The sequence below is a fragment of the Pandoraea sp. XY-2 genome (assembly GCF_004193915.1).
Classification (GTDB): domain Bacteria; phylum Pseudomonadota; class Gammaproteobacteria; order Burkholderiales; family Burkholderiaceae; genus Pandoraea; species Pandoraea cepalis.
On sequence record NZ_CP030849.1, the window covers coordinates 3,641,987 to 3,666,971 of the forward strand.

The following is a 24,985-nucleotide window of genomic DNA, read 5'->3' on the forward strand; positions in this document are numbered from 1 at the left end:
CTCAGTTTCCTTCCTTGGCGGGGCCTTCGGTGGCGTCCGGGTTCGGCTTGCGCGCTTCCGGATGCTCCACGGTGTCCAGGTCTTCATGCGCGAAGCGCTTGCGCACCAGCACGAAGAACACCGGCACGTAGTAGATCGCCAGGAACGTCGCCGCCAGCATACCGCCGATCACGCCCGTCCCGATCGCATGCTGCGAAGCCGAGCCCGCGCCGTTGGAGATCGCCAGCGGCAACACGCCGAGCACGAACGCCATTGACGTCATCAGAATCGGGCGCAGACGCAGACGCACCGCCTCCATCGTCGCTTCCATCAGGGTGCGGCCCTGCTCCTGGAGGTCCTTGGCGAATTCCACGATCAGAATCGCGTTCTTTGCCGACAGCCCCACCGTGGTCAGCAGACCCACCTGGAAGTATACGTCGTTGGACAACCCGCGCAGGGTCGCGGCGAGCAGTGCCCCCAACACCCCCAACGGCACCACCAGAATCACCGAAAACGGAATCGACCAGCTCTCGTACAACGCCGCCAGACACAGGAACACGATCAGGATGGAGATGGCGTAGAGCGCCGGCGCCTGCGAGCCAGAGATGCGCTCTTCGAACGACAGCCCCGTCCACTCCAGACCGATACCCGTCGGGAGTTGCTTCGCAATTTCCTCGATCGCCTTCATGGCGTCGCCCGACGACTTGCCCGGTGCCGGCATGCCCTGAATTTCCACGGCAGGCACCCCGTTGTAGCGCTCCAGACGCGGCGAGCCGTAAATCCACTGCCCTGTGGCAAAGGCCGAGAACGGCACCATGGCCCCGCTCGAATTACGGACGTAAAGCTTGTTGATGTCCTGCGGCAGCATGCGATCCTTCGCTTCTGCCATCACGTACACCTTCTTCACACGACCGCGATCGATAAAGTCGTTCACGTACGACGAGCCCCACGACGCCGAGAGCGTGTTGTACACGTCGGCAATCGACAGCCCCAGCGCCGCGGCCTTTTCTTCGTCGACGTCCACCTTGTACTGCGGCGTATCGTCGAGTCCGTTCGGACGCATGTTCGCAAGGTTCGGGTTTTTCGCCGCCATGCCCAGCAACTGGTTACGGGCGGCCATGAGCGCGTCGTGGCCGAGACCCGCGCGATCCTGTAACTCGAAGTCGATACCGCCTGCGTTACCGAGCTCCGGCACCGACGGCGGGTTGATCGCGAAGACCATTGCGTCCTTCATGCCGGCGAACGCCCGGTACGCCCGTGCGATCACCGACTGCACCTTGAGATCGGCCGACTGACGCTCATCCCACGGCTTCATCATCGTGAACGCGAGACCCACGTTTTGACCACGGCCGTTGAAGCCGAAGCCCGTCACCGTGAAGATCGAACGCACGGCGTCCTTTTCATTCTCCAGATAGTGCTTCTCGACCTGCTTCATCACGTCGAGCGTACGCTCCTGCGTCGCGCCCGGCGGCAATTGCACGAGGTTGAAGAAGTAGCCCTGGTCTTCGTCGGGCAAGAACGCGGTCGGCATGCGCACGAACAGGAAGCCCACGACGGCCACGATCACCACATAGACGATCAGGAACGGCGTGCTGCGCTTGAGAATGCGCTCCACCTGGCTCTGGTACTTTTTCGAACTGTTGTCGAACGTGCGGTTGAACCAGCCGAAGAAGCCGCGCTTCTCATGCACTTCGCCCTTCTTGATAGGCTTGAGAATCGTGGCGCACATCGCCGGCGTGAGCACGATGGCCACGAGCACCGACAGCGCCATGGCCGCCACGATGGTCAGCGAGAACTGGCGATAGATGGCGCCGGTCGAGCCGCCGAAGAATGCCATCGGCACGAACACCGCGGAGAGCACGAGCGCCACCCCCACCAGCGCACCGACGATCTGGCTCATGGCCTTTTTCGTCGCTTCCTTCGGACTCAGCCCCTCTTCGGACATCACCCGCTCGACGTTCTCCACCACCACGATCGCATCGTCCACCAACAAACCGATGGCGAGCACCAGCCCGAACATCGACAGCGTGTTGATGGAGAAACCCGCCGCGCCCATGATGCCGAAAGTACCGAGCAACACCACCGGCACGGCAATCGTCGGAATGATCGTCGCCCGCAGGTTCTGCAGGAACAGATACATCACGAGGAACACGAGCACGATCCCTTCGATGAGGGTCTTGATCACTTCCTCGATCGAGATCTTCACGAACGGCGTGGTGTCGTACGGGAAGTCGGCTTTCATGCCCGTCGGGAAGTACTGTGCGAGGTCCGCCACCTTCTGCTTGACGGCCGTGGCCGTTTGCAGCGCGTTGGCGCCCGTGGCCAGCGTGACCGCGAGACCCGCCGCCGGCTTGCCGTTATAGCGAGCGACCACCTGGTACGATTCACCGCCCAGCTCCACGCGGGCGACATCGCCCAGACGCACTTGCGAGCCGTCCTTGTTGACCTTGAGCAGGATCTTGCGGAACTGCTCCGGCGTCTGCAGGCGGCTCTGCGCCATCACCGTGGCGTTGAGCTGCTGCCCCTTCACCGCCGGTGCGCCGCCCAGCTCGCCCGCCGAAACCTGCACGTTCTGCGCCTGGATGGCGCTCGAGACGTCGAGGATCGTCAGGTTGTAGCCGTTGAGCTTCTGCGGATCGACCCACACACGCATGGCGTACTGCGCACCGAAGAGCTGGACCTGACCGACGCCGTTCACACGGCTGATCGGATCCTGTACGTTGGCGGCCAGATAGTTCGCGAGGTCGATGTCGGTCAGTTTGCCGTCGTCGGAATAGGCGCCGATCACCAACAGGAAGTTCTTGGTCGCCTTGGCGACCTTGATCCCCTGCTGCTGCACCTGCTGCGGAAGCAGCGGCGTGGCGAGCTGCAGCTTGTTCTGCACCTGCACCTGCGCGATATCCGGATTCGTGCCTTGCGCGAAGGTCAGCGTGATCTGAGCGGTACCCGAGCCGTCGGACGTCGACGACATGTACTCGAGGTTGTCGATACCGTTCATCTGCTGCTCGATCACCTGCGTGACCGTATCCTGCACGGTCTGTGCGGAAGCGCCCGGATAAACGGCAGTGATCTGAACGGACGGCGGGGCGATCGGCGGGTACTGCGAAACCGGCAGCTTCAGGATCGAAAGCGCACCGGCCAGCATGATGACGATCGCGATCACCCAAGCAAAGATCGGGCGATCGATAAAAAACTTTGCCATGAAAGAGGCTCCGCGTTATTGAGCTTTGGCGCCCGAGGCGGGGCGGCAGCGGCCGCTGCCGGTGCGCTGGCACCCGCAGGCGCCTCAGCCCCCGGCAACTGCGCCGGAACCGCCTTCGCCGGCGCGCCCGGGCGCACCTTTTGAAGACCCGACACGATCACCTGATCGCCGGCGGCCAGACCCGCACTCACCAGCCACATGTTGCCGATCGCGCGATCGGTGACAAGCTGGCGCAACTCGACCTTGCCTTCCTTGTTCACGATCAGTGCCGTCGGCTGTCCCTTCTGATCACGCGTGACCCCTTGCTGCGGCACGAGCAGACCGCCTTCCTTCACGCCTTCCTGGAGCTTCGCGTGCACGAACATACCGGGCAACAACTCGCGGTTCGGATTCGGGAAGATGGCACGCACGGTCACCGAGCCGGTCGTCTGATCGACGGTAATGTCGGAGAACTGCAGCTTGCCTTCGAGCGGGTACGTCGTGCCGTCTTCCAGGGTCAGTTCCACCTTGGCGGCGTTCTTGCCCGCGCTTTGCAGCTTGCCCTCGGCCAGCGCACGACGCAGGCGCAACCCTTGCGCCGCCGATTGCGTCACGTTCACATACATCGGATCGATCTGCTGAACGGTCGTCATCAGCGTGGCGGCCCCTGCCTGCACGTAGGCACCTTCCGTGACCTGCGACAACCCCGTGCGGCCCGAAATCGGCGCCGGCACGTCGGTGTAGCCGAGGTTGATCTTCGCCGTGTCGACGGCCGCCTTGCCGGCCTGCACTTCGGCGTCGGCTTGCAGCGATGCGGCGACGGCGTTGTCGTAGTCCTGCTTGGACACCGCCTCGACGGCCACGAGTTGCTTGTAGCGATCGGCCAGCAGTTTCGTCGATGACTGATTCGCCACGGCCTTCGCCAGCGTTGCCTTGGCGTTTTCATACGCGGCCTGATACGTGGCCGGATCGATCTTGTACAGACGCTGGCCCGCCTTGACGTCACCGCCTTCGGTGAAATCGCGCTTGAGCACGATGCCGTCGACACGCGCGCGAACGTCGGCCACGCGGAAGGGCGAGGTGCGTCCGGGCAGGTCGGTCGTCAGCGTTACGTTCTGGGATTGCAGCGTCACGACGCCGACTTCCGGCACCATGGCCTGCGGCGGCGGCGGCTTCTTGCCGCATGCTGCCAAGGCCAACACCGCGAGTGCGACGGCAGTGACCATCCCCAGTGAACTTCTCTTGACGTGCATATACGCCCCGATAAATGGAATGCGGTCAAACAAAATGACAAGTACGTTGCGTACGATTGCGGCGACAAAGGCCCGTCCGCAATCCCGTCGCGCAGAGGCGGGTCGGAAGTGCCTGAGGCCCGGAATGCGGGCCCTCGGAGACAGGCCCGGAAGGCGGCCAAGAAGACGTCCCCGGCGCGGCGAACCGCGCGCGCTGGCACTCATGTGAGATCGTCGAACAGGCTCTGGGCCCCTGGCAGGTGAGCAGGCGAATCCTGCCCTGAACCGCCCGGCGCGCCCCAGTCAATTCGCTCCCTGGGATCAGTGAGGTGTTTCCCTTAGACGAAGGAGCTTAAATGTTCCCTGTGCAATAGAGCAAGCGGCTGCTATTATAGATACATTCATGAATGTATGTAAATCATATTGCGTCGCATCAATGTGCGGCGCTCGTTACGTTTCATTCCACTGCATTTCGCAAATTTCCGCCGCCCCTGTGACACGACGATGGCCCGCAGAACCAAAGAGGAAGCGATCGAGACCCGCAATCTGTTGCTAGACACCGCCGAGACGGTGTTTGCGCAGAAAGGGGTATCGCGCACGTCGCTCGCCGACATCGCCGAGGCCGCAGGCCTGACCCGCGGCGCCATTTATTGGCACTTCAAGAACAAGATCGATCTGTTCAACGCCATGACGGATCGCATCCGCCTGCCGATGGAACGCATGATCGACGAGGAATGCACCGAGCCCCAGGACGGTGACCCGATGGCGCGCATGCACGAGATCTGCAAGCTCGTGCTCAGGGAGACGGCGCGCAATGAGCGCCGTCGTCGCGTGCTCGACATTCTGTTTCACAAGTGCGAATACACCAACGAGATGCTGTCGGTGCTCGAACGTCAGCGCGAAGCGTGCGCCGACGGCAAGCAGCGCATCATGCGAGATATGGAACGCGCGATCGAGCGCGGTCAACTCCCCCAGGCGCTCGACACGCGCCGCGCAGCGATCATGTTGCATGCGCTCGTGGTCGGCATGATGTCGGACTGGCTCTTCCTGCCCGACTACGACCTCGGCGTGGAATGCGATGCCGTGGTCGACGGCTTCTTCGACATGCTGCGCACGAGCCCCGCGATGTTGCGCGCCGGCAGCGAGCCGCCGCCGAGCGCCGCCTGACGCCCCCTTACGCACCCCCTTACGCACCCTTACGCGCCTCTAGGCGCCCTTACATGTCCTTACGCGCCCTCGCGCGCCTCCAGGCATCCTTACAGCCCTTGCGCAGCCTTACGCTGCCATATGATGTGCCCTTGCGCGCCTATGTGCGCCTTTGCCCGCCCCAAAGGTCTCTCACGCGCCTTGATGCTCCCTCGCGCCCTACGAGTGCCATCTGAGCACCGTGATACGGCGTATACCTGTACAGCGGCGCAGCGTTATATATAATCCTACATAACGCGTTGCGCACCTTGCGCAACCGGTGGTCCAGCCTCGCCGCCGGACTGCATTCATGAGCCGGCTCACGGCGACATTCGCCGAATACCGAGTCAGCCGAGCCAACCTACGCTGGAGACCACGTTCGTGAAAGCTGTCGTTACTGTCGTAATCGCTCGCCGCAAGTCCCACGCGCCGACCAAAGCCGGCGCCATGTTGCACCGCGCACTGGGCGTCGCCACCGTTGGCGCATGCCTGTTGTTTGCCGGCCACGCGGCGGCCCAGCAAGTGTATGCCGCCGCCAGCATGAAGAACGCGCTCGACGATGTCTCGGCTGCCTACACAAAGGAAACCGGCAAGACACCGGTGCTGGTCTATGGCGCCAGTTCGACGTTGGCTCGTCAAATCGAAAAAGGCGCGCCAGCCGACGTATTCATCTCGGCCGACCAGGACTGGATGGACTACGCGCAGAAACACGATCTGATCGACACGAGCACGCGTCACAACTTGCTCGGCAACGCGCTCGTGCTGATCGCCCCGGCCGCGACCACGGGCAACGTCGATCTGACGCCGGGTGCGGCCGACCTCGACGCCAAGCTCGGCAGCGGCAAGCTCGCGATGGGCGACCCAGCGCACGTACCGGCCGGTCTCTACGGCAAGGCAGCGCTTGAAAAGCTCGGTCTCTGGTCGAAGGTGCAAGGCAAGGTCGCGGCCGCCGACAACGTGCGTAACGCGCTGTTGCTGGTCGCGCGTGGCGAAGCGCCCTACGGCATCGTCTACAAGACCGACGCCAACGCCGAGAAGCGCGTGCGCATCGCCGGTACGTTCCCGGCCGACAGCCATGCCCCGATCGTCTACCCGGTGGCGGTGACGAAGCGAGCCAACCGCGCCGACGCGGATCCGTTCTACCGATTCCTGCAAACGCCGGCCGCCCAGGCCACGTTCCAGCGCTTCGGCTTCACCCGCCCGTGAATTCGCCCGCCCATCCTTCATGAATCTCACCCCGCAAGAATGGGGCATCGTTGAACTGAGCCTGCGCGTCGGCCTGTGGGGCACGCTGTGTAGCCTGCCCCTCGCCTACGCGGCGGCGTGGCTGCTCGCACGCCGGCAGTTCCCCGGCAAAGCGCTGCTCGATGCCCTGCTGCATTTGCCGCTCGTGCTGCCGCCGGTGGTCGTCGGCTTCGCGCTGCTCGTGCTGTTCGGCACACAGGGCGCCATCGGCAAGGTGCTGCACGAATGGTTTCATTTCACCTTCGCGTTTCGCTGGACAGGCGCGGCGCTGGCCGCCGGCGTGATGGGATTCCCGCTGCTCGTGCGCGCCATCCGACAAGCGCTCGACGCGGCCGACACGAAACTCGAACAGGCGGCACAGACGCTTGGCGCAGGCCCTTGGCTCACCTTTCTGACGGTGACCTTGCCGCTCACCGCGACCGGCGCATTGCACGGCTTCGTGCTCGCGTTCGCACGCGCACTGGGCGAGTTCGGCGCAACGATCACGTTCGTCTCGAACATTCCCGGACAAACGCAGACGCTGCCGCTGGCGATCTACACGGCCACGCAGGTGCCCGACGGCGACGCCATGGTCTGGCGCCTGTGCGCTATCTCGGTCGTGTTGGCGGTCGCCACACTGATCGGCTCCGAGGTGCTGATCCGCTTCGGCCACCGCAAGGCGCTCGGTCATGACGGTTGAAGTGCGACTCCAGCATCGCTTCGGCGATTTCTCGCTAGATGCCGAATTCGCCGCGGGCATGGGCGTGACGGCACTGTTCGGGCCGTCGGGCAGCGGCAAGAGCACGGTCGTCAATGCCGTGTCCGGCCTGCTCAAGCCCGACGCCGGTCGCATCGTCGTCGGCAGCGACATCTTGTTCGACAGCACCGCAGGTGTCGCGCTGCCGACATGGCGCCGCCGCATCGGCTACGTGTTTCAGGACGCACGCCTGTTGCCGCATCTGACCGTACGTCAGAACCTGCTGTTCGGCCGCTGGATGCGACGCCGCGATGTCGCCGCTGCCGGTACCGGTGCGATTGCGCTCGCACATGTGGTCGACGTGCTTGACCTGGGACACTTGCTGAGCCGTCGCCCGGGCGCGCTCTCCGGTGGCGAGAAGCAGCGCGTGGGGATCGGCCGCGCGCTGTTGTCGTGCCCGCGCCTGCTGCTCATGGATGAGCCGCTCGCTTCGCTCGACCACGCGCGGCGCCTCGAAGTGCTCGACTACCTCAATCGCATCCGCCACGAGTTGGCGCTGCCGGTGCTCTACGTCACCCATTCGCTCGACGAAGTGATGCGACTGGCCGATCAGGTCGTGTTGTTCAAGGATGGCCGCACGATCTCACAAGGGGCGCCGGCCGACGTGCTCAATGTGCATCGCGATGCGCTCGACGGCACCGCGGAGTCGCCGGGCACCGTGCTCGAGACGCGCATCGTCGCGCATGATGCCGGATACGGTCTGACCGAGCTGGCCGTGAACGGCAGCGACACGGTTCGGCTGCGAGTTCCGCGCGCCGGCGGCGAGGCGGGCGACGCCTGCCGAATTCTCGTGCGCGAGCGCGACGTTGCCATCGCCACTTCGCCACCTGTCGACATCAGCGTGCTGAACGTGCTGAGCGCACGCGTGGCGACGCTGCGCGATCTGGGCGATTCGGTGGAAGTCGGCGCCGCGCTACTCGGCGACAAGGCCGGGACCGTGGTGCGCGCTCGCATCACTCGGTTCTCCGCTGACCAATTGCAACTGGTGCCGGGCCGCGAGGTCTACCTGCTCATCAAATCGGTCGCCCTGACGCGCTGATACGCTCAACGCTTGGCAATGACGCGGCGCGGTCGTCACCCCCAAACGACGCAAGGCGTCGCCACGCACATTCGGGGCGACGCCTTGTCGGCTTGTCGTGCTAACTGAGCTTGCTTACTGGGTCTTGCCCATCGCGTCGCCTTTTTCCTTCTTGCCCATGGCGTCGGATTTGCCCATCGCACCGCCCTTCGACTTCGCGTCGTACTTGGACATCTTCCCGCTCTTGTCCATGTCCTTGCTCATGGCATCGCCTTTGCTCATCGCGCCGCCTTTGGACATCGCATCGCCCTTGCTCATCGCGCCGCCTTTGGACATCGCGTCGCCCTTGCCCATCGCGTCCTGCGCGAACGCCGCACCGGTGCCGAGTGCCAGTCCCATTGTCATGACCGCCAGATATCGCATTTTCATTGCCGTAGTCCTCAAAGAGTGAGTGAGCCTTGCCGGAGCGTCACGCATGTGCCCCGTCAATCATGCAGTCGAGCGGTTGCGTCAACTGCCGCCGAACCAGTTGTAGCCCTGGTCCTCCCAATACCCGCCCGGATACGTGTTGGTCACGAAAATCGCGCGGATATGCTTGGGATTCTTGTAGCCGAGCTTCGTGGGAATCCGCAGCTTCATCGGAAATCCGTATTCCCTGGGTAGCGTCTGGCCGTCATAAGTCAGCGCGAGCAGCGTCTGAGGATGCAGCGCCGTCGGCATATCGATGCTTGTGTAGTAGTCGTCGGCGCATTTGAAGCCGACGTAGCGTGCCGTGGTGTCCGCGCCGATACGACGCAGAAAGTCGGCGAACGTCACCCCTCCCCAGCGGCCAATGGCGCTCCAGCCTTCCACGCACACGTGACGCGTGATTTGCTCGGCCGCGCGCGGGGCGGCGAAACGGCGCAACGCGTCAAGCTGCCAAGGGGCCTTGTCCGCGATGAGGCCGGACAACTCCAGTTGGTAATCGCTTTCTTCGACGACGGGCGCTTCGTCCATCGAATAGAACGCGTTGAATGGGAACGGTCGCGTGATGCGCGACGCCGGGAACGTTGGCGCCAACACATTCTGACGAAACAAGGCGGCCTGCACACGATCGTTCCATCGCGAGATCGTGTCGAGCGCCGACGAGACACCCGCGTTGTCGTCCAGCGAGCAACCCGAGAGCAGCGCCACGCCACCGAGCGACAGCGTACGCGTCAGAAACGCGCGGCGCGAGGGCTCGGCCACGCGGCGCGTCATCAACGCACGCGCCTCATGGAGAATCGCTTCGCCGTCGCGGACGACCGGTGCGTCGGCAGGCAGGTGGCTGGGCTTTCGATCGAGGGTCATGGCAGCACCGTGTCTTGTCGTCGGCGCACTCAGCGTCCGGTAATCATCGTGCGCAACGTGCGCGGCACCAGCGCGACCATCACGACATGAATCGCGACGAATGCCACCAGGCCCGCCATCGCGAGAAAATGCACCCAGCGCGCCCCCTGGAATCCGCCGAACAGCGCGCAGAGCCAGCCAAGCTGCACAGGCTTCCAGATCGCGAGTCCCGACGCCACGAGCAGCACGAGGTCGAGCACCGCGAACAGATACGCGATACGCTGAACCTGGTTGTATTGATGGGGATCGTCGTGGGCGAGTCGGCCACGCAGTGCGGCGAACGCGTCGCGCACCACACCGCGCAACGTCAACGGAAAGAAGCGGCGCGACAGGCGTCCGCTCGACACATTGAAGAGCAGATAGACGAGCCCGTTGGCCGCCAGCAGCCACATCGCGGCAAAATGCCACCGCAGCGCACCGCCCAGCCAGCCGCCCAGCGTGAGTTCGTTGGGAAAGCGAAAGCCGAAGATCGGCGACGCGTTGTAGATCCGCCAGCCGCTCGTGACCATCGCGAGAACTGCCAGCGCGTTCAGCCAATGGGTGACGCGCAGCCAACCCGGCTGGACCGGACCGGTTCGCACGGGGGCTGTGCGGCGGGCGGCACGGACTTCGTCAAGGGTGACATGGAGACCTCCATCGCTGGGTTTGCGTCGATGGAGCCAGTGTCACTTCAAGACGGTGACGAAGTCCTCACGGAGAAATAACGTTTTCGTGATATTCGGCGAGTCCGGGCATCAAGGGCGATGCGACGGTACCGATTCGGTCTCCGGGTCATCCGCCGTGCCGCTTCTGAGATATGCGTCGAACGTCGGCACGTGGGCGTCGAGCAGCAGACGGATCTCATTGATGAGCGTGTCGTAGTGCGCGGCGAGGTTCTGCGCGAACGGCGTGAGCTGCGCGCCGCCCCCGGCCACACCGCCAATATGTCGGGTGACGAGAGGTTCGCGGAATTCGTGGTTCATCGCTTCGACGAGCAGCCACGCACGCCGGTACGACATGCCCATGCGGCGCGCGGCGGCGGAAATCGACCCCGTCGCTTCGATGGCCCGCAGCAACGCCAGGCGCCCGGGCCCGAACACTGGCGTATCGCCATCCCGCACGCGCACGCGCACGTCGTGGCCCGCCTCGCCGGCCGGCGCCGGCACTTTCCCCGCGGCTTCCAGTGCCTCCAGCGCCGCGGCCGTCGCCAGTTGCCTGCGCGCGTGGGCGCCCCCGGCGGGCGCGACGTCCACCTTGCCTCGACGACGCTCAACTGGCATGGCTGCCCCACAGGAAGACGACGATCGCAATGAGCGCCGCCACGGCCCACGGCCACCAGCGCGCCAGCCTGCCCCGCGTGGACGGCATGTCGCGCAGCGCGGCATCTGTTGCGAGTGCGGCGGCCACTTCGCCGTCGGCGGCAATCGGCGGATAAGTTGCGGCATGCGGGGCAATGGCCGCCGTCAGCCGCGCGAGGCATTCATCGATGAGCTTGCGGGCGGCCGCCTGCGCCTGGGGCGTGTCCAGATGCGCGGACTCGGCGCCCAGGTGCGTCGTGAGGTCGTACGTCAGTAATGTGTGCATCGGTCCCTGCGCTTGCAACGTGATGGTCGCCCTGCCTCGTGCGTGTCCGGCAGCCGAGCCCAGGGCGTCGACATTCAATGTGTAGGATGTCGGCGCCATGACGTCCGTCACCGTGATTCGGCCCGACCAGCGACCGCCCAACGGACCCGACGCGACGCTCACGACGATCGTCCACGTCGTGTCGTCGAGCCGCTCGATCGACTCGCAGCCTGGGATGCACCCTTGCAAGATGCCCGGGTCGTTCAGCGCGATCCACGCGAGGTCTCGCGCCACCGGCAATTGCCGTCTGTCATGTAGCTCCATTGCCCCTCCCCAAACGTGATGCGGTCGCTCGTCGGTCACGCGGCGTCATCTCGACCTGCAAACTATTGTGACACGAGTTCTCCGCGCCAGATCACCGCCGCGACCGCTTGCCCGCGGTCCGCAACGCGCCGCACAAGGCTTCGCCAGGTCACGCAAAGGGAAGACCAAGCGCAATATTCCGTGGGATACAGCGCAAGCCAAGGCGCGCTATACTCGGCGCATCACATCGAGCGGTGACATGACGGCGGCCCATGCCTTGGCCGATGCGCGACCGCTCGCGTATTGACCAAGGAACCGTGGGATGGACAGTGTCGATCTGGAAGTGCTGAAGTCCGCCGTACAGTGGACCCGCGCGGGCTTTTTCGTCACGCTGGGCACGGTGGTTCGCACGTGGGGCTCCGCCCCGCGTCCGGTGGGCTCGATGCTCGCGATTCGGGAGGATGGCCATTTGGTCGGCGCCGTGTCGGGCGGTTGCGTCGAGGACGACCTGATCGCCCGGCTGCGCGACGGCGACTGGCCGCAGGATCGCCCGCAACTCACCAGCTACGGCGTGACGGCCGAGCAAGCGCATCGCTTCGGACTGCCCTGCGGCGGCACGCTGCAACTGGTGCTGGAGCCGGTGCGCGACGCCTCGCGCATTTCGGAACTGCTCGATGCCATCTCGCGATTCCGCCTCGTCGTGCGCGAACTCGACATGACCTCCGGTGCGGTGCGCATCGCCCCCGGGCACCATACCCCGCCGCTCGAATTCGACGGCGCGCGCCTCATCACCTCGCACGGCCCGCGCCACCGGCTGGTGGTGATCGGTGCCGGGCAGCTCTCGAAGTACGTTGCGAGCATGGCGTGCGCGCTCGACTATCACGTGATCGTTTGCGACCCGCGTAGCGAATACGCAGACGAATGGCACGTGGCCGGCACCGAACTCTCTCGCGAAATGCCGGACGACCTGATCGTGCGGCAACAACTCGACTCGCACAGTGCTGTCCTGACGCTCACGCACGACCCGAAGCTCGACGACATGGCGTTGCTCGAAGCGCTCAAGTCCCCGGCGTTCTACATCGGCGCCATCGGCTCGCGGGTGAACAACGCGCGACGCCGCGAACGGCTGTCGCTGTTCGATCTGAGTTCGGCGGAAATCGAACGGTTGCACGGGCCGGTCGGCATGCATCTGGGTGCGCGCACCCCGGCAGAGATCGCCGTGGCCATTCTCGCCGAGATGACGGCGATCAAGAACGGCATTGACGTCAAACAAACATTCGCCGTGCGCACGAGCGAGGAGACTATCGGCGACGACACCTCGGTGTGCCGCGACACGGTTTGACCCGCCACGCGCGCCCCGCGCTGATCGCCCGCTTCCCCTTCCCATTGAACAAAAAAACGCCGCCTTTCGGCGGCGCAACTCGCTCACTCGTTGCTACGGAGTACTACCTGGGTTACCTCGTCATCCGTGGCGCCTTACCCGACACGACCGATCGGCACATCAGTCATGTGGCCACAGAAACGTTACCGCTGCATGCCCCTTCGCGGGCACCTTCACATCTTTCGTCATGGGCTTGCCGTCGTACGTCGCCTTCACGGTGTAACTGCCTTGCGGCAGCTTCACCAGCATGAACGGCCCTTTCGCGCGTACGTCGAGTACCGTCTTGCTACCGTGCATGATCTGCACCTGAGCGTCGGCGATGTACTCGTTCGCGCCGTCGCCGCGAGCCGCCATCTCGATGGACAGCGGCCAGTGAGACGCTTCGCGCTTGAAGGCCCCCGATTGATCGCTGTCGATACCGCCCGAGACGTAGGTCACGTCGCCCTGCTGCATTGACGGCGGCAGCATGCCGCCCTGCGCATGCGCCACCGATATGCCAAGCCCTCCGACCAATGCCGCGGCCGTCGCGGCTGCCATCGTCCAGCGTTGCCATTGTTGCCCCATGTTCGACCTCCCGTTCATGACATCACGATGCAGGATCGCACCGGTGGCACGGCAGCCGTGAAGCCATCGCTGCCGAGCACCGGCACACAAGGTAGTGCGTGGCATCCCGTGAGTGCCTCGCCCGGCGCTTAGCCGAGATCGACCGGGATGAAAATCTGTTGCCCGTCGCGTTGTACGAGCAACGCGACATTATTGCCCGCTTTCTTGAGCTTATCGCTCAGTTGCGACGCACTCGTCACCGGCGTGCCGTTGAGCGACAGGATGATGTCGCCCGCCTGCACGCCCGCCTGCTCGGCCGGTCCGCCGACACGGGCCACCAGCAAACCGTGCGTCACCTGAGCCGCGCGCTTCTCGTCCGGCGAGAGGTCGCGTACCGCGAGTCCCAGCCGGCCATGCGTGGCCGAGTCGTCCGTGCTCGCGACGTCCTTCTTCTCGTTGAGCGCCGCCACCGTCACGCTTACGTCCTGCTTCGCACCATTGCGCCAGACAGTCAGCGTCGCCTTCTCGCCCGGACGCATATCGGCGATCTTCTCCGGCAACTGCACCGAGTCCTCGATGGTCGTGCCGTTGACCGCCAGAATCACGTCGCCCGGCTTCAGGTCCGACTTCGCGGCCGGACCGTTCTTGTCGATGGACGACACCAGCGCCCCCTCGGGCTTGGGCAAGCCGAACGACTTCGCCAGCGACTGGTTCACTTCCTGAATTGTCACGCCGATACGGCCACGGCTCACCTTGCCAAACTGCTGGAGCTGCGCCTTGACCTTCATCGCCATGTCGATCGGAATCGCGAACGACAGCCCCTGGAAGCCGCCGGTACGCGAATAGATCATCGAGTTGATGCCAATGACTTCGCCGTTCAGGTTGAACAGCGGTCCGCCCGAGTTACCCGGGTTGACCGGCACGTCCGTCTGAATGAACGGCGTGTAGTTCTCGTCCGGCAACGCACGCGCCTTTGCCGACACGATGCCCGCCGTCACGGTGTTGTCGAAGCCGTACGGCGACCCGATGGCCACCACCCACTCGCCCGCTTTCGATTTCGACGGGTCGCCGATCTTCACCGTCGGCAGATTCGTGGCGGCAATCTTGAGCAAAGCCACGTCGCTCGCCTTGTCGCTGCCCACGACCTTCGCCTTGAATTCGCGCTTGTCGGTGAGCTTCACCGTGACCTGACTCGCGTCGTCCACGACGTGCGCGTTGGTCAGGATGTAGCCGTCCGCGCTCACGATGAAGCCCGAACCGAGACTGCGCGTCGGTGCGCTGCCACCATCGCCACTGCCGTCGCCGCCGTCGTTGCCCGGCGCGCCGTAAAAGTGACGGAAAAACTGGAACAGCGGATCGTTCTGATCCATGCCCGGCGGCATCGGCATCGCCGTGGCACCGCCCCCGCCGAAGGTTTCCCATCGTGCGTCACACTAATGTTGACTACGGCCGGTCCGTATTGTTCCGCCAGTTGCGAGAAGTCCGGCACCAGCATGCGTGGCGCGGCATTCGGGGTATTCGGTGCATTGGCGGCTGGCGTCGCCGGGTTGGCCGCATTGGCGTCGGCGACCATCTCCGAGGCGAGCGGCGCCTGCCAGTGCTGACGTCCGGCAACATAGCCGCCCGTCAACGCGACGAGCACAGCGCTGGCAACCAGCGTACGAGTGAGCTTCGAGGTCCGCATGAGTCTCTCCTGACTGACACCACGTTTGACATGACTGTGATGGTAGAGAGGCTCCCTTAAGGCAACCTTAAGACGGTCTGAAAAGTGACCCATCGGCTGCCAACAGATGATGCATTGAGTGCTATGCGTTACGGCAGCAAGCGTTTGGAGGGACAACTCGCGTGGTTCGCCTTGCGAATGTTGCGTTCCGCTGACTACGGTGTCGAAGCGGCGCGATCCCGCGCCGCGAGTCTTCGTCTACAGGAGAATCATGATGTCTACGATCGACACGCCGCTTTATCGCAGGTCCGTGCATGGCCGCGCCGCTCGCTGGATGGGATGCGTCGGGGCTATTCTGTGCCTCGCCTTCGCGGCTTCCGTGCACGCCGCGCCCGGCGGCCATGGCGATGGGATGGGAACACAAGGCCCGGCCGATTCGATGCCGAACGCGATGACCCTGCCGAGCCAAAGCAGTGCCTGCACTCCGGACGCGCCAGCCGATCAGGCCATCGTCGGCAAGTCGCTCAGCGAAGCCAAATCGATGCTACAAGGTTGCCCGTGGCGCATCGGCACGCAAGATGGCAGAGCCATGCCGACGACGCGCGACTACCGCCCGGATCGCCGCACGCTCACGATCGACAATGACAAGGTCACGAGCGTGACACGGGGGTGAGGGCCGCAGACATCACGTGCGACAGACGTATCAAAGCGCAGGCGGCGGCGCCGATGTCGCGCCGCCGAAGCTCACGCGAACGCGAAGCCCCTGGCCGTTGGAGGCATCGAACAACTCGACGCGCGCGCCATGCGCCTGCGCGATGTTGCGCACAATCGCCAGCCCCAAACCGCTGCCCTGCGCACGCGGGGTATCGGCATCGTCTTGCGTCGCGTCGCTCGCCGGCGTCGAATGGCCGGGCGCGGCCCCCTCCACCGACGCCGCACCGCCGCGGAAGAACCGGTCGAACACGCGCTCGCGCTCGGTGGGCGCAATGCCCGGCCCAGTGTCCTCGATCTCCACGACCGGTGCCGGCGTTGCCGCCACCAGCCGCACGTCGACATGACCGCCGCGCGGCGTGTATTTCAGCGCGTTGTCGACCAGATTGCCGAAGAGCGTGTGCAACGCGTTCGCCTCGCCGTGCACGCGACTGACGGCCGCCAGTGCGTCGGGAGCGTCCAGCCCGAGATCGATCCCGCGCGCCACCGCCAGCGCCGCATGATGCGCCACCACCTCACTCAGCAACGGGGCCAGCGGCACCTCGACAAATGCCGCGGCCGCACGCGCGGCGTCCGGCTCCTGTCGCGCGAGCGTGAGCAATTGGGCCACCATGTGCGAAGCGCGTCGCACGCCGTCGCGCAGATCCCGCATCGCCTCGGCCCGCTCCGCGTCGGTGTGGGCACGGTCAAGCAGTTGAACTTGCAGTTGCAGCGCGGCGAGCGGCGTACGCAATTCGTGCGCGGCGTCGGCCACGAAGGCTTTTTGCTGTGCGAGCGACGCGTCGAGTCTGCCGAGCAGACTGTTGAGCGCGCGCACGAGCGGACGCACCTCGTCGGGCAAGCCGACCTCGGGTAAGGCATCCAACGCCCCCGGCGCACGGCTGTCGAGCGCCTTCGTCACGCGTCGCAGCGGCTGCAAACCGCGCCCCACCACGATCCAGACGAGCAACGCGAGCACCGGCATCGCGACCACCAGCGGCAACAGCGTGCGCACCGCCATCGAGACCGCGAGCGAATCGCGAATGACCATCGGCTGCGCGAGCTGCACGACGTTGTCGCCCACGAGCGCCGCGTAGACACGCCAGTCGCCTTCGGGCGTCTGCACCGTCGTGAAACCGAGTTCCGCGCGCGGCGGCAACGGCGTGCTCGGGTGCGAGTAGTACAACTCCACGCCGTTGCGGCTCCAAATCTGGATGACGAGTCCGCCTGACTCGTTGTGCGCGCCTGGCACGCTCGAGAACGGCTCGGCCGGCAGCGACAGGGCCATTTGCTGCAACTGGAAATCGAACAGCGCGTTGGCCTCCGTGCGCGACTGGCGGAAGATGGCGATGCCCGCGAGCAGCAGCGCTACCGCGAGCGTGATCAGCAATCCGAAAAGGAGACGACGGCGAATCGAGCGCATCAGTTCGCCTCCGGTGCCGTCATGCCGGCCGCAGGCGGCGTCTCACCCGCTTGCGCGGGCATCATGTAACCGACGCCACGCACCGTACGAATGGCGTCCGCGCCCAGCTTCTTGCGCAGCCCGTGGATGTGAACTTCCACCGCGTTGCTCGCCACTTCTTCTCCCCAGCCATAAATGCGCTCTTCCAGTTGCGCCTTCGACAGCACCGCGCCCGGCCGATTGAGCAACGCTTCGAGCACGGCGTACTCGCGCGCGGAGAGCCCCACCGATGCGCCGCCGCACGTGACCTGGCGCGTCGCGGGGTCGAGCACGATACCGCCATGACGCAGCAACGGCTCGCTGCGCCCCGCCTGACGTCGCACCAGCGCACGCAAACGCGCCGCCAGCTCGTCGAGATCGAACGGCTTGACAAGGTAATCGTCGGCGCCGGCGTCGAGTCCTTTCACGCGGTCGGCCACCGCATCGCGCGCCGTGGCGATGAGCACTGGCAACGTCTGGCCGCGCGCGCGTAACGTGCGCAGCACGTCGATACCGTCGCGGCGAGGCAAGCCCAGGTCGAGCAGCAGCGCGTCGTACGACTCGAGCGAGAGCACGTCGAGCGCACGCTGACCGTCGCCAACATGATCGACGGTCCAGCCGTCCTGGCGCAGTCCTTTCATGACGGCCGTGGCAATCATCGCATCGTCTTCCACCAACAAAATTCGCATGGCTTGGGCACCGGTTGAGACCATCTCTTGGCGTGACACTGGCGGCCGACGCAACGTTGTTTGCGCTTGCTTGATGTTGCCTTGACGTGACACTCGCCGGAATTCGACCCATTGTAGCGACAGTTCGTTGCATGACCGTCTTACAATGGCACGCATGGGCCGCGCATGGCAGACGCACGTCGCGGCCCCGCAACCCGCTTATCGCTTCGCCGCCGCGTCCGCATCGCCTTGCCTGTGCCCGTCACGCATTCAGGCCGTACGGTTTCGCTGCGCGCAACACTGGAGACCCTCGCCCGTCATGCGCGTTCCTCGCCTGCTTCGCAGCGCCTGTCGCTCCCCCGACCTTTCGGGCTCACTGCGCAGCCCTCTTCATTCGCCGTCATCGGGCCGCCTCATGCGCAACGTCGCTCGCGCGTGTTGCGCGGCGCTGGCACTCGCGATGATCGTGAGCGCCCCGGTCCAGGCAAAGCCGCTCAAGCACGCGAAGATGCCCAGGGTACCGGCGAGCGCCGCGCGCGCCACGCCGCTGCCGCCCGAATTGGCGCGCGCGCTCGCGGCCAGCAAGGTACCCGCCGCCCATGTGAGCGTGATCGTCGCGAAGGTCGACAACCCGCTGCAAACGCGTGGCCGCATCGGGCCGCCGCTGCTTGCCGTCAATGCCAACGTGCCGCGCAACCCGGCCTCGACGATGAAGCTCGTCACGACGATTGCGGCGCTCGACACGCTCGGCCCCGACTATCGCTGGCGCACGCAGGCCTTCACCGACGGCACGTCCGACGGCCGCACGCTCAACGGCAATCTGTATTTCAAGGGCTCGGGCGACCCGAAGCTCGTGCCCGAGGAGATGGAGAAGTTCGTCGCCGAGTTGCACCACGCCGGGGTGACGAACATCAACGGCGACATCGTGCTCGACCGCTCCGCCTACAGTGCAGACATCGGCGACACCGGGGCCATCGACGGCGGTGACGACCGGCCGTACAACGTCGCACCGGATCCCCTGCTGTACTCGTTCAAGGCGGTTTCGTTCAGCTTCACCGGCCATCCGAACGGCACCGTCGAGGTCGGCGTGCTGCCACCGCTGGCGAATCTGCAAGTGGCAAACAACCTGTCGTCGACCGGCTCCGGCCACTGCGGCGACTGGCTCGCCCGCATTCACCCCACGCTGAATGCGATGGCCGACGGCAGCTACGTCGCCCACTTCTCAGGTACGTATCCGGCCTCGTGCGAAGACAAGGGCTGGAACGTGGCCGCCCCCGATCGCGATCAATTCTTCCTGGGGGCTTCCGCGCCCTGTGGCAAGCCTCGGGCGGACAGTTCAACGGCAATGTGCGCACCGGCGTCGTGCCCCGGGCGCCCACCTGCTCGTCACGCATCGGGGTCAGACGCTGGCCGAAGTCGTGCACGACATGAACAAGTTCAGCAACAACGTGATGGCCCGGCAGCTGTTTCTGACGCTGGGTCTCGCCGCCGACAACAACCGCACGCCGGCCAGCCTGACGCGCTCGCGCGACGTATTGAACCGCTGGCTCGACAAAAATGATCTCGCCATGCCGGGGCTCGTGGTGGAGAACGGCTCGGGTCTGTCGCGCATCGAACGTATCAGCGCGACCGAGCTGGCCAGTCTGTTGCAACACGGCATCAACAGTCCGACCGCCCAGGTGCTCATCGAATCGATGCCGACCGTCGGCGTCGACGGCACCATGCGCAATCGTCTGATGAATCGCGACGTCGCCGGCAACGCGCATATCAAGACGGGCACGCTCGACGATGTGGGCGCCGTGGCCGGCTATGTCGGCTCACGCTCCGGCAACATCTATGTTGTGGTCTCGCTCGTGAACGATCCGCGGGCGAGCCAGGCCCGCGGGTTCAACGACGCGCTCATTTCGTGGGTGTATGAGAACGCGCCTTGATGGGGAAGCGGCGCACCGTCTGAAAAGGCGGTTCACCTGAGCGCATTTGACGTTTCCCTCTAACCGCCGCGCTGTCGCGTGCCATTCGCGTCAGAATAGACGTTCCATCGGTGCCACCGTCGCCAAGACGCCGGGGCACCGGTTCCGATGACCCCATCGTGAGGAGACGCGAGGTCATGAACGTCGAGTTGATCCTGCTGGCGCTCGCGCCGGTGTTCGTGCTGTGCATCGGTATCGAAGCCTGGTATTGGCGGCGCCGCCGCCCCGGCTTGTACAGCCTGAAGGACACGGTCAGCAACGCCACGCTCGCGCTCATGCACCAGGGCGCGGACAAACTGGCCTGGCTGCTCATCGTGCCGTTTTACGCGTGGCTCTACGACCATCACCGCCTCTATACGATGCCGGGCGGATGGCTCGGCTTCGCGCTGCTCTTCGTCGTGCAGGACTTTCTCTACTACGTTTTTCATCGCGCCAGTCACCGAATCCGCTGGCTGTGGGCGGCACACGTCGTGCACCACTCGTCGGAGCGGCTCAACCTGTCGACGGCCTTCCGGCAAAGCCTGATGTATCCGGTCGCGGGCATGTGGCTGTTCTGGACGCCGATGGCGCTCATCGGCTTCACGCCGATACAGATCGTCGGCGTGGTCCTGCTCAACCTCGCGTTCCAGTTCTTCGTACACACCCAGGCGATTCCGAAACTGGGCTGGCTGGAATACGTGCTGAACACGCCGTCGATTCACCGTGCCCATCACGCGCGCAATCCGCGCTACATCGACCGCAACTATGCCGGGGTGCTGGTCGTCTGGGATCGGATGTTCGGGTCTTACGTGGAAGAAAGCGAGGCCGAGCCGTGCGAATTCGGCATCGTCGATCCGATCCGCACGCACAATCCGATCACGCTGACATTTCACGAATGGCAGGCGATGGCGCGCGACGCGCTCACGATGCCGGGTTGGCGCAATAAGGCAATGGCGCTGTTCGGGCCGCCCGAGTGGCGACGCGCGTGGCAGGCGGCACAAGTCGCGGCAGGACAGACGGTCACGCCGTCGGCCGGCGGATTATCGGGAAATATGGGAAATGTCGGGGACGTTGGGGCGTCGCGCCACACGCCTTGATCCTTGACGAGGCGCGATCGCCTCGCCAGCCCGTCACTGCGCGTTATGCGCGCTCGAACGCCGCTGCTGCGCGGCCCAGGCGGTCGCCGACCGCCGCCCACGCCGGGGTGTCCGGCAGACGCTCGAACAGGATATGTGTGACGTTGGCGCGGTCGAGCCGGCGCAGCATGGCGTACAGGTCGGTCGCGAGCGCGGCGGGCGTGCCCGGCAACTCGACCTTCACGATCGCGGCCGACGCGGACACCTCGGCGGGCAGCGCTGCGAGCGTCGATGCGAAGGCTACCACCGCGACGCGCTCGCCCTCGGGACGCACCGCCAGTGCCGGGCCGAATTGCCCGGCATCGCACAGATACAACGGAGTGCGCGGCGCGTAGTGCGCCTTGAGCGTGCCCGAGGCGCGCGGTGCGTCGGTGTCCTGCCCCGGCAAACGCGGCATCTCGCCGAGTACTTCGGCAATCTGCTCGGGCGTGATATGCCCGGGACGCAGCAACGAGGGGAACCCACGCGACAGATCCACGATCGTCGACTCGATCCCCACGGCGGCCTCGCCGCCATCGAGCACATGCACGGTGACGCCCGGTAGTCCGGCAAACTCGTCGCGCACGTGCTGTGCCGCCGTCGGGCTCACCTGACCGAAACGATTGGCCGAGGGAGCCGCCACGCCGCCCTGCCCCCTTTGATCCGGGCAAACTCGCGCAGCAGTGCCTGCGCCACGGGATGCGACGGGCAACGCAGCCCCACCGAATCCTGCCCGCCGGAGACGGCATCGGGGATATGCGGCGCGCGCTTGAGAATCAATGTGAGCGGGCCGGGCCAGAAGGCATCCATCAGCTTGCGGGCGGCCGGCGTGACATCGTCGCTCCAGTAGCCGGGGTCCCCTTCCGGGCAGAAGTGCACGATGACCGGATGATTCGCCGGGCGGCCTTTCGCGGCATAAATGGCCGCGATGGCCGTCGGGTTCTCCGCGTCGCCGCCAAGACCGTAGACCGTTTCCGTCGGGAACGCGACCAGCTCACCGGCCGCCAGTTGTTCGGCGGCCTTCGTGATCGCGTCTGCCGGCGGCATGACGATGCGCGGCGCTTGAGGCAACGTCATCGCTCAGTCTTCCAGCGGAATATCGAGGCTCGCCGCCGCCGTCACGCACGCCTGGCGCGCTTCGTCCAGCGACGCACCGGCAAACGTAATGTGGCCCATCTTGCGGCCGACACGGGCGTCTTCCTTGCCATAGAGATGCAGGCGCGCCGAGGGCAGCGCCACCACATCCGCCCACGCGGGCGGGCGCGGCCGATCCTTGGCCTCGCCTTCGAACCAGACGTCGCCAAGCACATTGAGCATCACCGCGGGCGAGTGCTGACGTGTCTCGCCGAGCGGCAGCCCGGCCATCGCACGCACCTGTTGCTCGAACTGGCTGGCCGCACAGGCATCGATCGTGTAATGCCCGCTGTTGTGCGGACGCGGCGCCATTTCGTTGGCGACGAGCGAGCCATCCTTGAGAATGAAGAACTCGACGCACAGCACGCCCACGTAATCCATCTGCGACGCGATCCTGGCGGCTGCGGCGCGTGCGGCATCGGCCAGCGCCGGCGCGGCGTCGGGCGCGGGCACCGTCGTGGTCGCGAGAATGCCGTCGATGTGCACGTTCTGGGCGAGCGGATAGGTGGCGACTGCGCCGTCGGCACCTCGCGCGCTCAGCACCGACACCTCGAAGGCCAGCGCCAGGCGCTTTTCCAGCACGCAGGGCACGCCGCCAAGCGCCGCGTAAGCCTCGCGGGCCTCGGCGACCGTATTCACGCGCACCTGGCCCTTGCCGTCATAGCCCAGGCGCGCCGTCTTCAAAATGCCCGGCAGCACAGGTTCGATGGCCGCATCGCCGATGGCCGCGAGCGCTTCGTTCGATTCGATGACCAGATGCGGGGCCACGGGCACGCCGCAGCTTTCGATAAAGCGCTTCTCCGCCACACGATCCTGCGCGATGGCGACACAGCGCCCGGCGGGGCTCACGGTCGTGGACGCGGCGAGGAAGTCGAGCGACTGCGCCGGCACGTTCTCGAACTCGGTCGACACCGCCGGGCACAGCGAGGCCAGTTCAGAGAGCGCCGTCTCGTCGCGATAATCGGCCACGATCAGGCGATCGGCCACGGCACCGGCGGGACAGCGCGGGTCCGGGTCCAGCACGCAGACCTTGTAGCCCATCGACTGGGCGGCAAAACAGAACATGCGGCCGAGTTGGCCGCCGCCCAGCATACCCAGCCATTGACCGGGAAGAACGGGCGCAGCGGAGGCAGAATTCATCTTGGTTGAGGCGCTGACAGTAGCAGGGACGTGCTTTTCTTTTACAGCGTGGGCAGGGTCATGCCGCGCGCCGCTTCGGTCTGCTTCGCACGGAACGCGTCGAGCTTGCCGGCGAGCGTCTTGTCGTCGGCCGCCAACATCGCAACCGCAAACAATGCCGCGTTGGCCGCGCCCGCCTCACCAATGGCGAACGTGGCGACGGGCACACCCTTGGGCATCTGCACGATCGAGAGCAGCGAATCTTCGCCGCGCAGATACTTGCTCGGCACCGGCACACCCAGCACCGGCACGGACGTCTTGGCAGCGATCATGCCCGGCAAATGGGCAGCACCGCCCGCACCCGCGATGATCGCGACGAGTCCGCGCTCGCGCGCGGCTTCGGCGTAGCGGAACATGTCGTCCGGCATGCGGTGCGCGGAGACAACCTGTGCCTCATAGAGCACACCGAACTCGGCCAGCACGGCGGCCGCGTTCTTCATCACTTCCCAGTCCGAGTTGGACCCCATTACCACGCCAACGCGCGGGGCCACGGTTTGTTTCTCGCTCATGTCGTAACGTCCCGCTCAGGCCAGTTGCTGGCCGGTCAGGCGCTCGAGCGCCTCGCGGTACTTGGCGGCCGTTTTCTCGACCACTTCGTCGGGCAGCTTCGGGGCGGGCGGGGTCTTGCCCCACGGCTGCGTCTCGAGCCAGTCGCGCACGAATTGCTTGTCGAACGACGGCGGGTTGCTGCCCACCACGTACGAATCGGCCGGCCAGAAACGCGACGAATCGGCCGTCAGCGCTTCGTCCATCAGGTGCAGCTTGCCGTTGTCGTCGAGACCGAATTCGAACTTCGTATCGGCGATGATGATGCCGCGCGTGGCCGCATAGGCCGCCGCCTCCTTGTACAGACGAATCGAGATCTCGCGAATCTGCTCGGCCAGTTCGCGGCCGATACGGCTCACCATCTCGTCGAAGCTGATGTTCTCGTCGTGTTCGCCCAACTCGGCCTTGGCCGCCGGGGTGAAAATCGGCTCGGGCAGTTGCTGCGCATTTTGCAGACCGGCGGGCAGCGTTACGCCGCACACGGCGCCCGTTGCCTGGTAGTCTTTCCAGCCGCTGCCGGCCAGGTAGCCACGCACCACCGCTTCCACGAGAATCGGCTTGAGGCGCTTGACCACAACCGCACGGCCGGCGACCTGGGCGGCTTCGTCGCTTGCGACGACCGTCTCGGGCGCCACGCCCGTCAGGTGATTCGGCACGACGTGCGCGAGCTTGTCGAACCAGAAGTTGGCCATCTGGTTGAGCACGCGGCCCTTGCCCGGAATCGGCTCGCCCATGATCACGTCGAACGCCGAGAGGCGGTCCGTCGTCACAATCAGCAGCTTGTCGTCGCCGACGGCGTAGTTGTCGCGCACTTTGCCGCGCGAGAGCAGCGGCAGGCTCTTGAGGGAGGATTCGTACAGGGCGTTCGGAGCGGGGGTAGTCACGGC

20 protein-coding genes and 3 pseudogenes are annotated in these 24,985 nt (G+C 65.4%); 8 read left to right on the forward strand and 15 right to left on the reverse strand.

Annotation, left to right across the window (positions count from 1 at the left end; genetic code table 11):
* Position 1 precedes the first annotated feature (1 nt).
* The gene (locus DRB87_RS16390) at positions 2–3,181 is read right to left on the reverse strand and encodes an efflux RND transporter permease subunit (RefSeq protein ID WP_130026665.1); all 3,180 of its coding nucleotides are present in this window, start codon (positions 3,179–3,181) and stop codon (positions 2–4) included.
* Positions 3,139–4,413 (reverse strand): efflux RND transporter periplasmic adaptor subunit, encoded by a 1,275-nt coding sequence (locus DRB87_RS16395; RefSeq protein WP_130026666.1) that lies wholly within the window; start codon positions 4,411–4,413, stop codon positions 3,139–3,141. Before DRB87_RS16395 ends, DRB87_RS16390 begins: the two co-directional genes overlap by 43 nt.
* Positions 4,414–4,896: 483 nt before the next feature.
* Here DRB87_RS16395 and DRB87_RS16400 point away from each other — a divergent pair, with 483 nt between their 5' ends.
* From DRB87_RS16400 to modC, 4 genes are all read left to right on the forward strand, one after another.
* Complete coding sequence (locus tag DRB87_RS16400; RefSeq protein ID WP_026131538.1) at positions 4,897–5,559, forward strand: TetR family transcriptional regulator; 663 nt, start codon at positions 4,897–4,899, stop codon at positions 5,557–5,559.
* 399 nt (positions 5,560–5,958) lie between these two features.
* Positions 5,959–6,783 (forward strand): molybdate ABC transporter substrate-binding protein, encoded by an 825-nt coding sequence (modA, locus tag DRB87_RS16405; protein WP_240756024.1) that lies wholly within the window; start codon positions 5,959–5,961, stop codon positions 6,781–6,783.
* A gap of 19 nt (positions 6,784–6,802) precedes the next feature.
* The gene (gene modB, locus DRB87_RS16410; RefSeq protein ID WP_130026667.1) at positions 6,803–7,501 is read left to right on the forward strand and encodes a molybdate ABC transporter permease subunit; all 699 of its coding nucleotides are present in this window, start codon (positions 6,803–6,805) and stop codon (positions 7,499–7,501) included.
* Complete coding sequence (gene modC, locus DRB87_RS16415) at positions 7,491–8,597, forward strand: molybdenum ABC transporter ATP-binding protein (RefSeq protein WP_130026668.1); 1,107 nt, start codon at positions 7,491–7,493, stop codon at positions 8,595–8,597. Before modB ends, modC begins: the two co-directional genes overlap by 11 nt.
* Before the next feature lie 114 nt (positions 8,598–8,711).
* Here the strand turns inward: modC and DRB87_RS16420 are convergent, their stop codons facing one another.
* The 5 genes from DRB87_RS16420 to DRB87_RS16440 form a co-directional block, all read right to left on the reverse strand.
* Positions 8,712–9,005, reverse strand: coding sequence for a hypothetical protein (locus DRB87_RS16420; protein ID WP_130026669.1), 294 nt, complete (start codon positions 9,003–9,005; stop codon positions 8,712–8,714).
* 81 nt (positions 9,006–9,086) lie between these two features.
* Entirely contained in the window at positions 9,087–9,815 is a 729-nt protein-coding gene (locus DRB87_RS16425; protein WP_370364007.1) for a molybdopterin-dependent oxidoreductase, read from the reverse strand.
* 119 nt (positions 9,816–9,934) lie between these two features.
* Entirely contained in the window at positions 9,935–10,525 is a 591-nt protein-coding gene (locus DRB87_RS16430; protein WP_130026670.1) for a cytochrome b/b6 domain-containing protein, read from the reverse strand.
* Between the two features lie 153 nt (positions 10,526–10,678).
* The gene (locus DRB87_RS24305; RefSeq protein WP_206100032.1) at positions 10,679–11,203 is read right to left on the reverse strand and encodes a winged helix-turn-helix domain-containing protein; all 525 of its coding nucleotides are present in this window, start codon (positions 11,201–11,203) and stop codon (positions 10,679–10,681) included.
* Positions 11,193–11,810 (reverse strand): CoxG family protein, encoded by a 618-nt coding sequence (locus DRB87_RS16440; RefSeq protein WP_130026671.1) that lies wholly within the window; start codon positions 11,808–11,810, stop codon positions 11,193–11,195. Before DRB87_RS16440 ends, DRB87_RS24305 begins: the two co-directional genes overlap by 11 nt.
* 301 nt (positions 11,811–12,111) lie before the next feature.
* On the opposite strand from DRB87_RS16440, the gene DRB87_RS16445 reads away from it, so the two are divergent.
* Positions 12,112–13,131 carry an XdhC family protein gene (locus DRB87_RS16445; RefSeq protein WP_130026672.1) on the forward strand — a complete coding sequence of 340 codons (1,020 nt, stop codon included), beginning with the start codon at positions 12,112–12,114 and terminating at the stop codon, positions 13,129–13,131.
* A gap of 159 nt (positions 13,132–13,290) precedes the next feature.
* Here DRB87_RS16445 and DRB87_RS16450 read toward each other — a convergent pair whose 3' ends face one another.
* Both DRB87_RS16450 and DRB87_RS16455 read right to left on the reverse strand, forming a co-directional pair.
* The gene (locus DRB87_RS16450) at positions 13,291–13,734 is read right to left on the reverse strand and encodes a carboxypeptidase regulatory-like domain-containing protein (protein WP_240756025.1); all 444 of its coding nucleotides are present in this window, start codon (positions 13,732–13,734) and stop codon (positions 13,291–13,293) included.
* A gap of 128 nt (positions 13,735–13,862) precedes the next feature.
* Positions 13,863–15,397 (reverse strand): annotated as a pseudogene (locus DRB87_RS16455) (DegQ family serine endoprotease).
* A gap of 253 nt (positions 15,398–15,650) precedes the next feature.
* Between DRB87_RS16455 and DRB87_RS16460 the strand changes: the two are divergent.
* Complete coding sequence (locus DRB87_RS16460; RefSeq protein WP_206100033.1) at positions 15,651–16,049, forward strand: hypothetical protein; 399 nt, start codon at positions 15,651–15,653, stop codon at positions 16,047–16,049.
* 30 nt (positions 16,050–16,079) lie between these two features.
* On the opposite strand, the gene DRB87_RS16465 is transcribed toward DRB87_RS16460, so the two are convergent.
* Both DRB87_RS16465 and DRB87_RS16470 read right to left on the reverse strand, forming a co-directional pair.
* Entirely contained in the window at positions 16,080–17,489 is a 1,410-nt protein-coding gene (locus DRB87_RS16465; protein ID WP_130026675.1) for an ATP-binding protein, read from the reverse strand.
* On the reverse strand, positions 17,489–18,196 hold the full coding sequence (locus tag DRB87_RS16470; protein ID WP_130026676.1) for a response regulator transcription factor: 708 nt from the start codon (positions 18,194–18,196) through the stop codon (positions 17,489–17,491). The genes DRB87_RS16465 and DRB87_RS16470 overlap by 1 nt, the downstream gene beginning before the upstream one ends.
* A gap of 394 nt (positions 18,197–18,590) precedes the next feature.
* Here DRB87_RS16470 and dacB point away from each other — a divergent pair.
* A pseudogene (gene dacB, locus DRB87_RS24310) lies at positions 18,591–20,106 on the forward strand (D-alanyl-D-alanine carboxypeptidase/D-alanyl-D-alanine-endopeptidase).
* Positions 20,107–20,282: 176 nt separating this feature from the next.
* Positions 20,283–21,221, forward strand: a complete 939-nt coding sequence (locus DRB87_RS16480; RefSeq protein WP_130026677.1) for a sterol desaturase family protein — start codon at positions 20,283–20,285, stop codon at positions 21,219–21,221.
* A 43-nt stretch (positions 21,222–21,264) separates the two neighbouring features.
* Here DRB87_RS16480 and DRB87_RS16485 read toward each other — a convergent pair.
* From DRB87_RS16485 to DRB87_RS16500, 4 genes and pseudogenes are all read right to left on the reverse strand, one after another.
* Positions 21,265–22,316 (reverse strand): annotated as a pseudogene (locus DRB87_RS16485) (L-threonylcarbamoyladenylate synthase).
* 3 nt (positions 22,317–22,319) lie between these two features.
* On the reverse strand, positions 22,320–23,513 hold the full coding sequence (locus DRB87_RS16490) for a 5-(carboxyamino)imidazole ribonucleotide synthase (protein ID WP_130026678.1): 1,194 nt from the start codon (positions 23,511–23,513) through the stop codon (positions 22,320–22,322).
* Between the two features lie 41 nt (positions 23,514–23,554).
* Positions 23,555–24,061, reverse strand: a complete 507-nt coding sequence (gene purE, locus DRB87_RS16495) for a 5-(carboxyamino)imidazole ribonucleotide mutase (RefSeq protein ID WP_130026679.1) — start codon at positions 24,059–24,061, stop codon at positions 23,555–23,557.
* A gap of 15 nt (positions 24,062–24,076) precedes the next feature.
* Positions 24,077–24,982 carry a phosphoribosylaminoimidazolesuccinocarboxamide synthase gene (locus DRB87_RS16500; protein ID WP_240756027.1) on the reverse strand — a complete coding sequence of 302 codons (906 nt, stop codon included), beginning with the start codon at positions 24,980–24,982 and terminating at the stop codon, positions 24,077–24,079.
* Between the last annotated feature and the right edge of the window lie 3 nt (positions 24,983–24,985).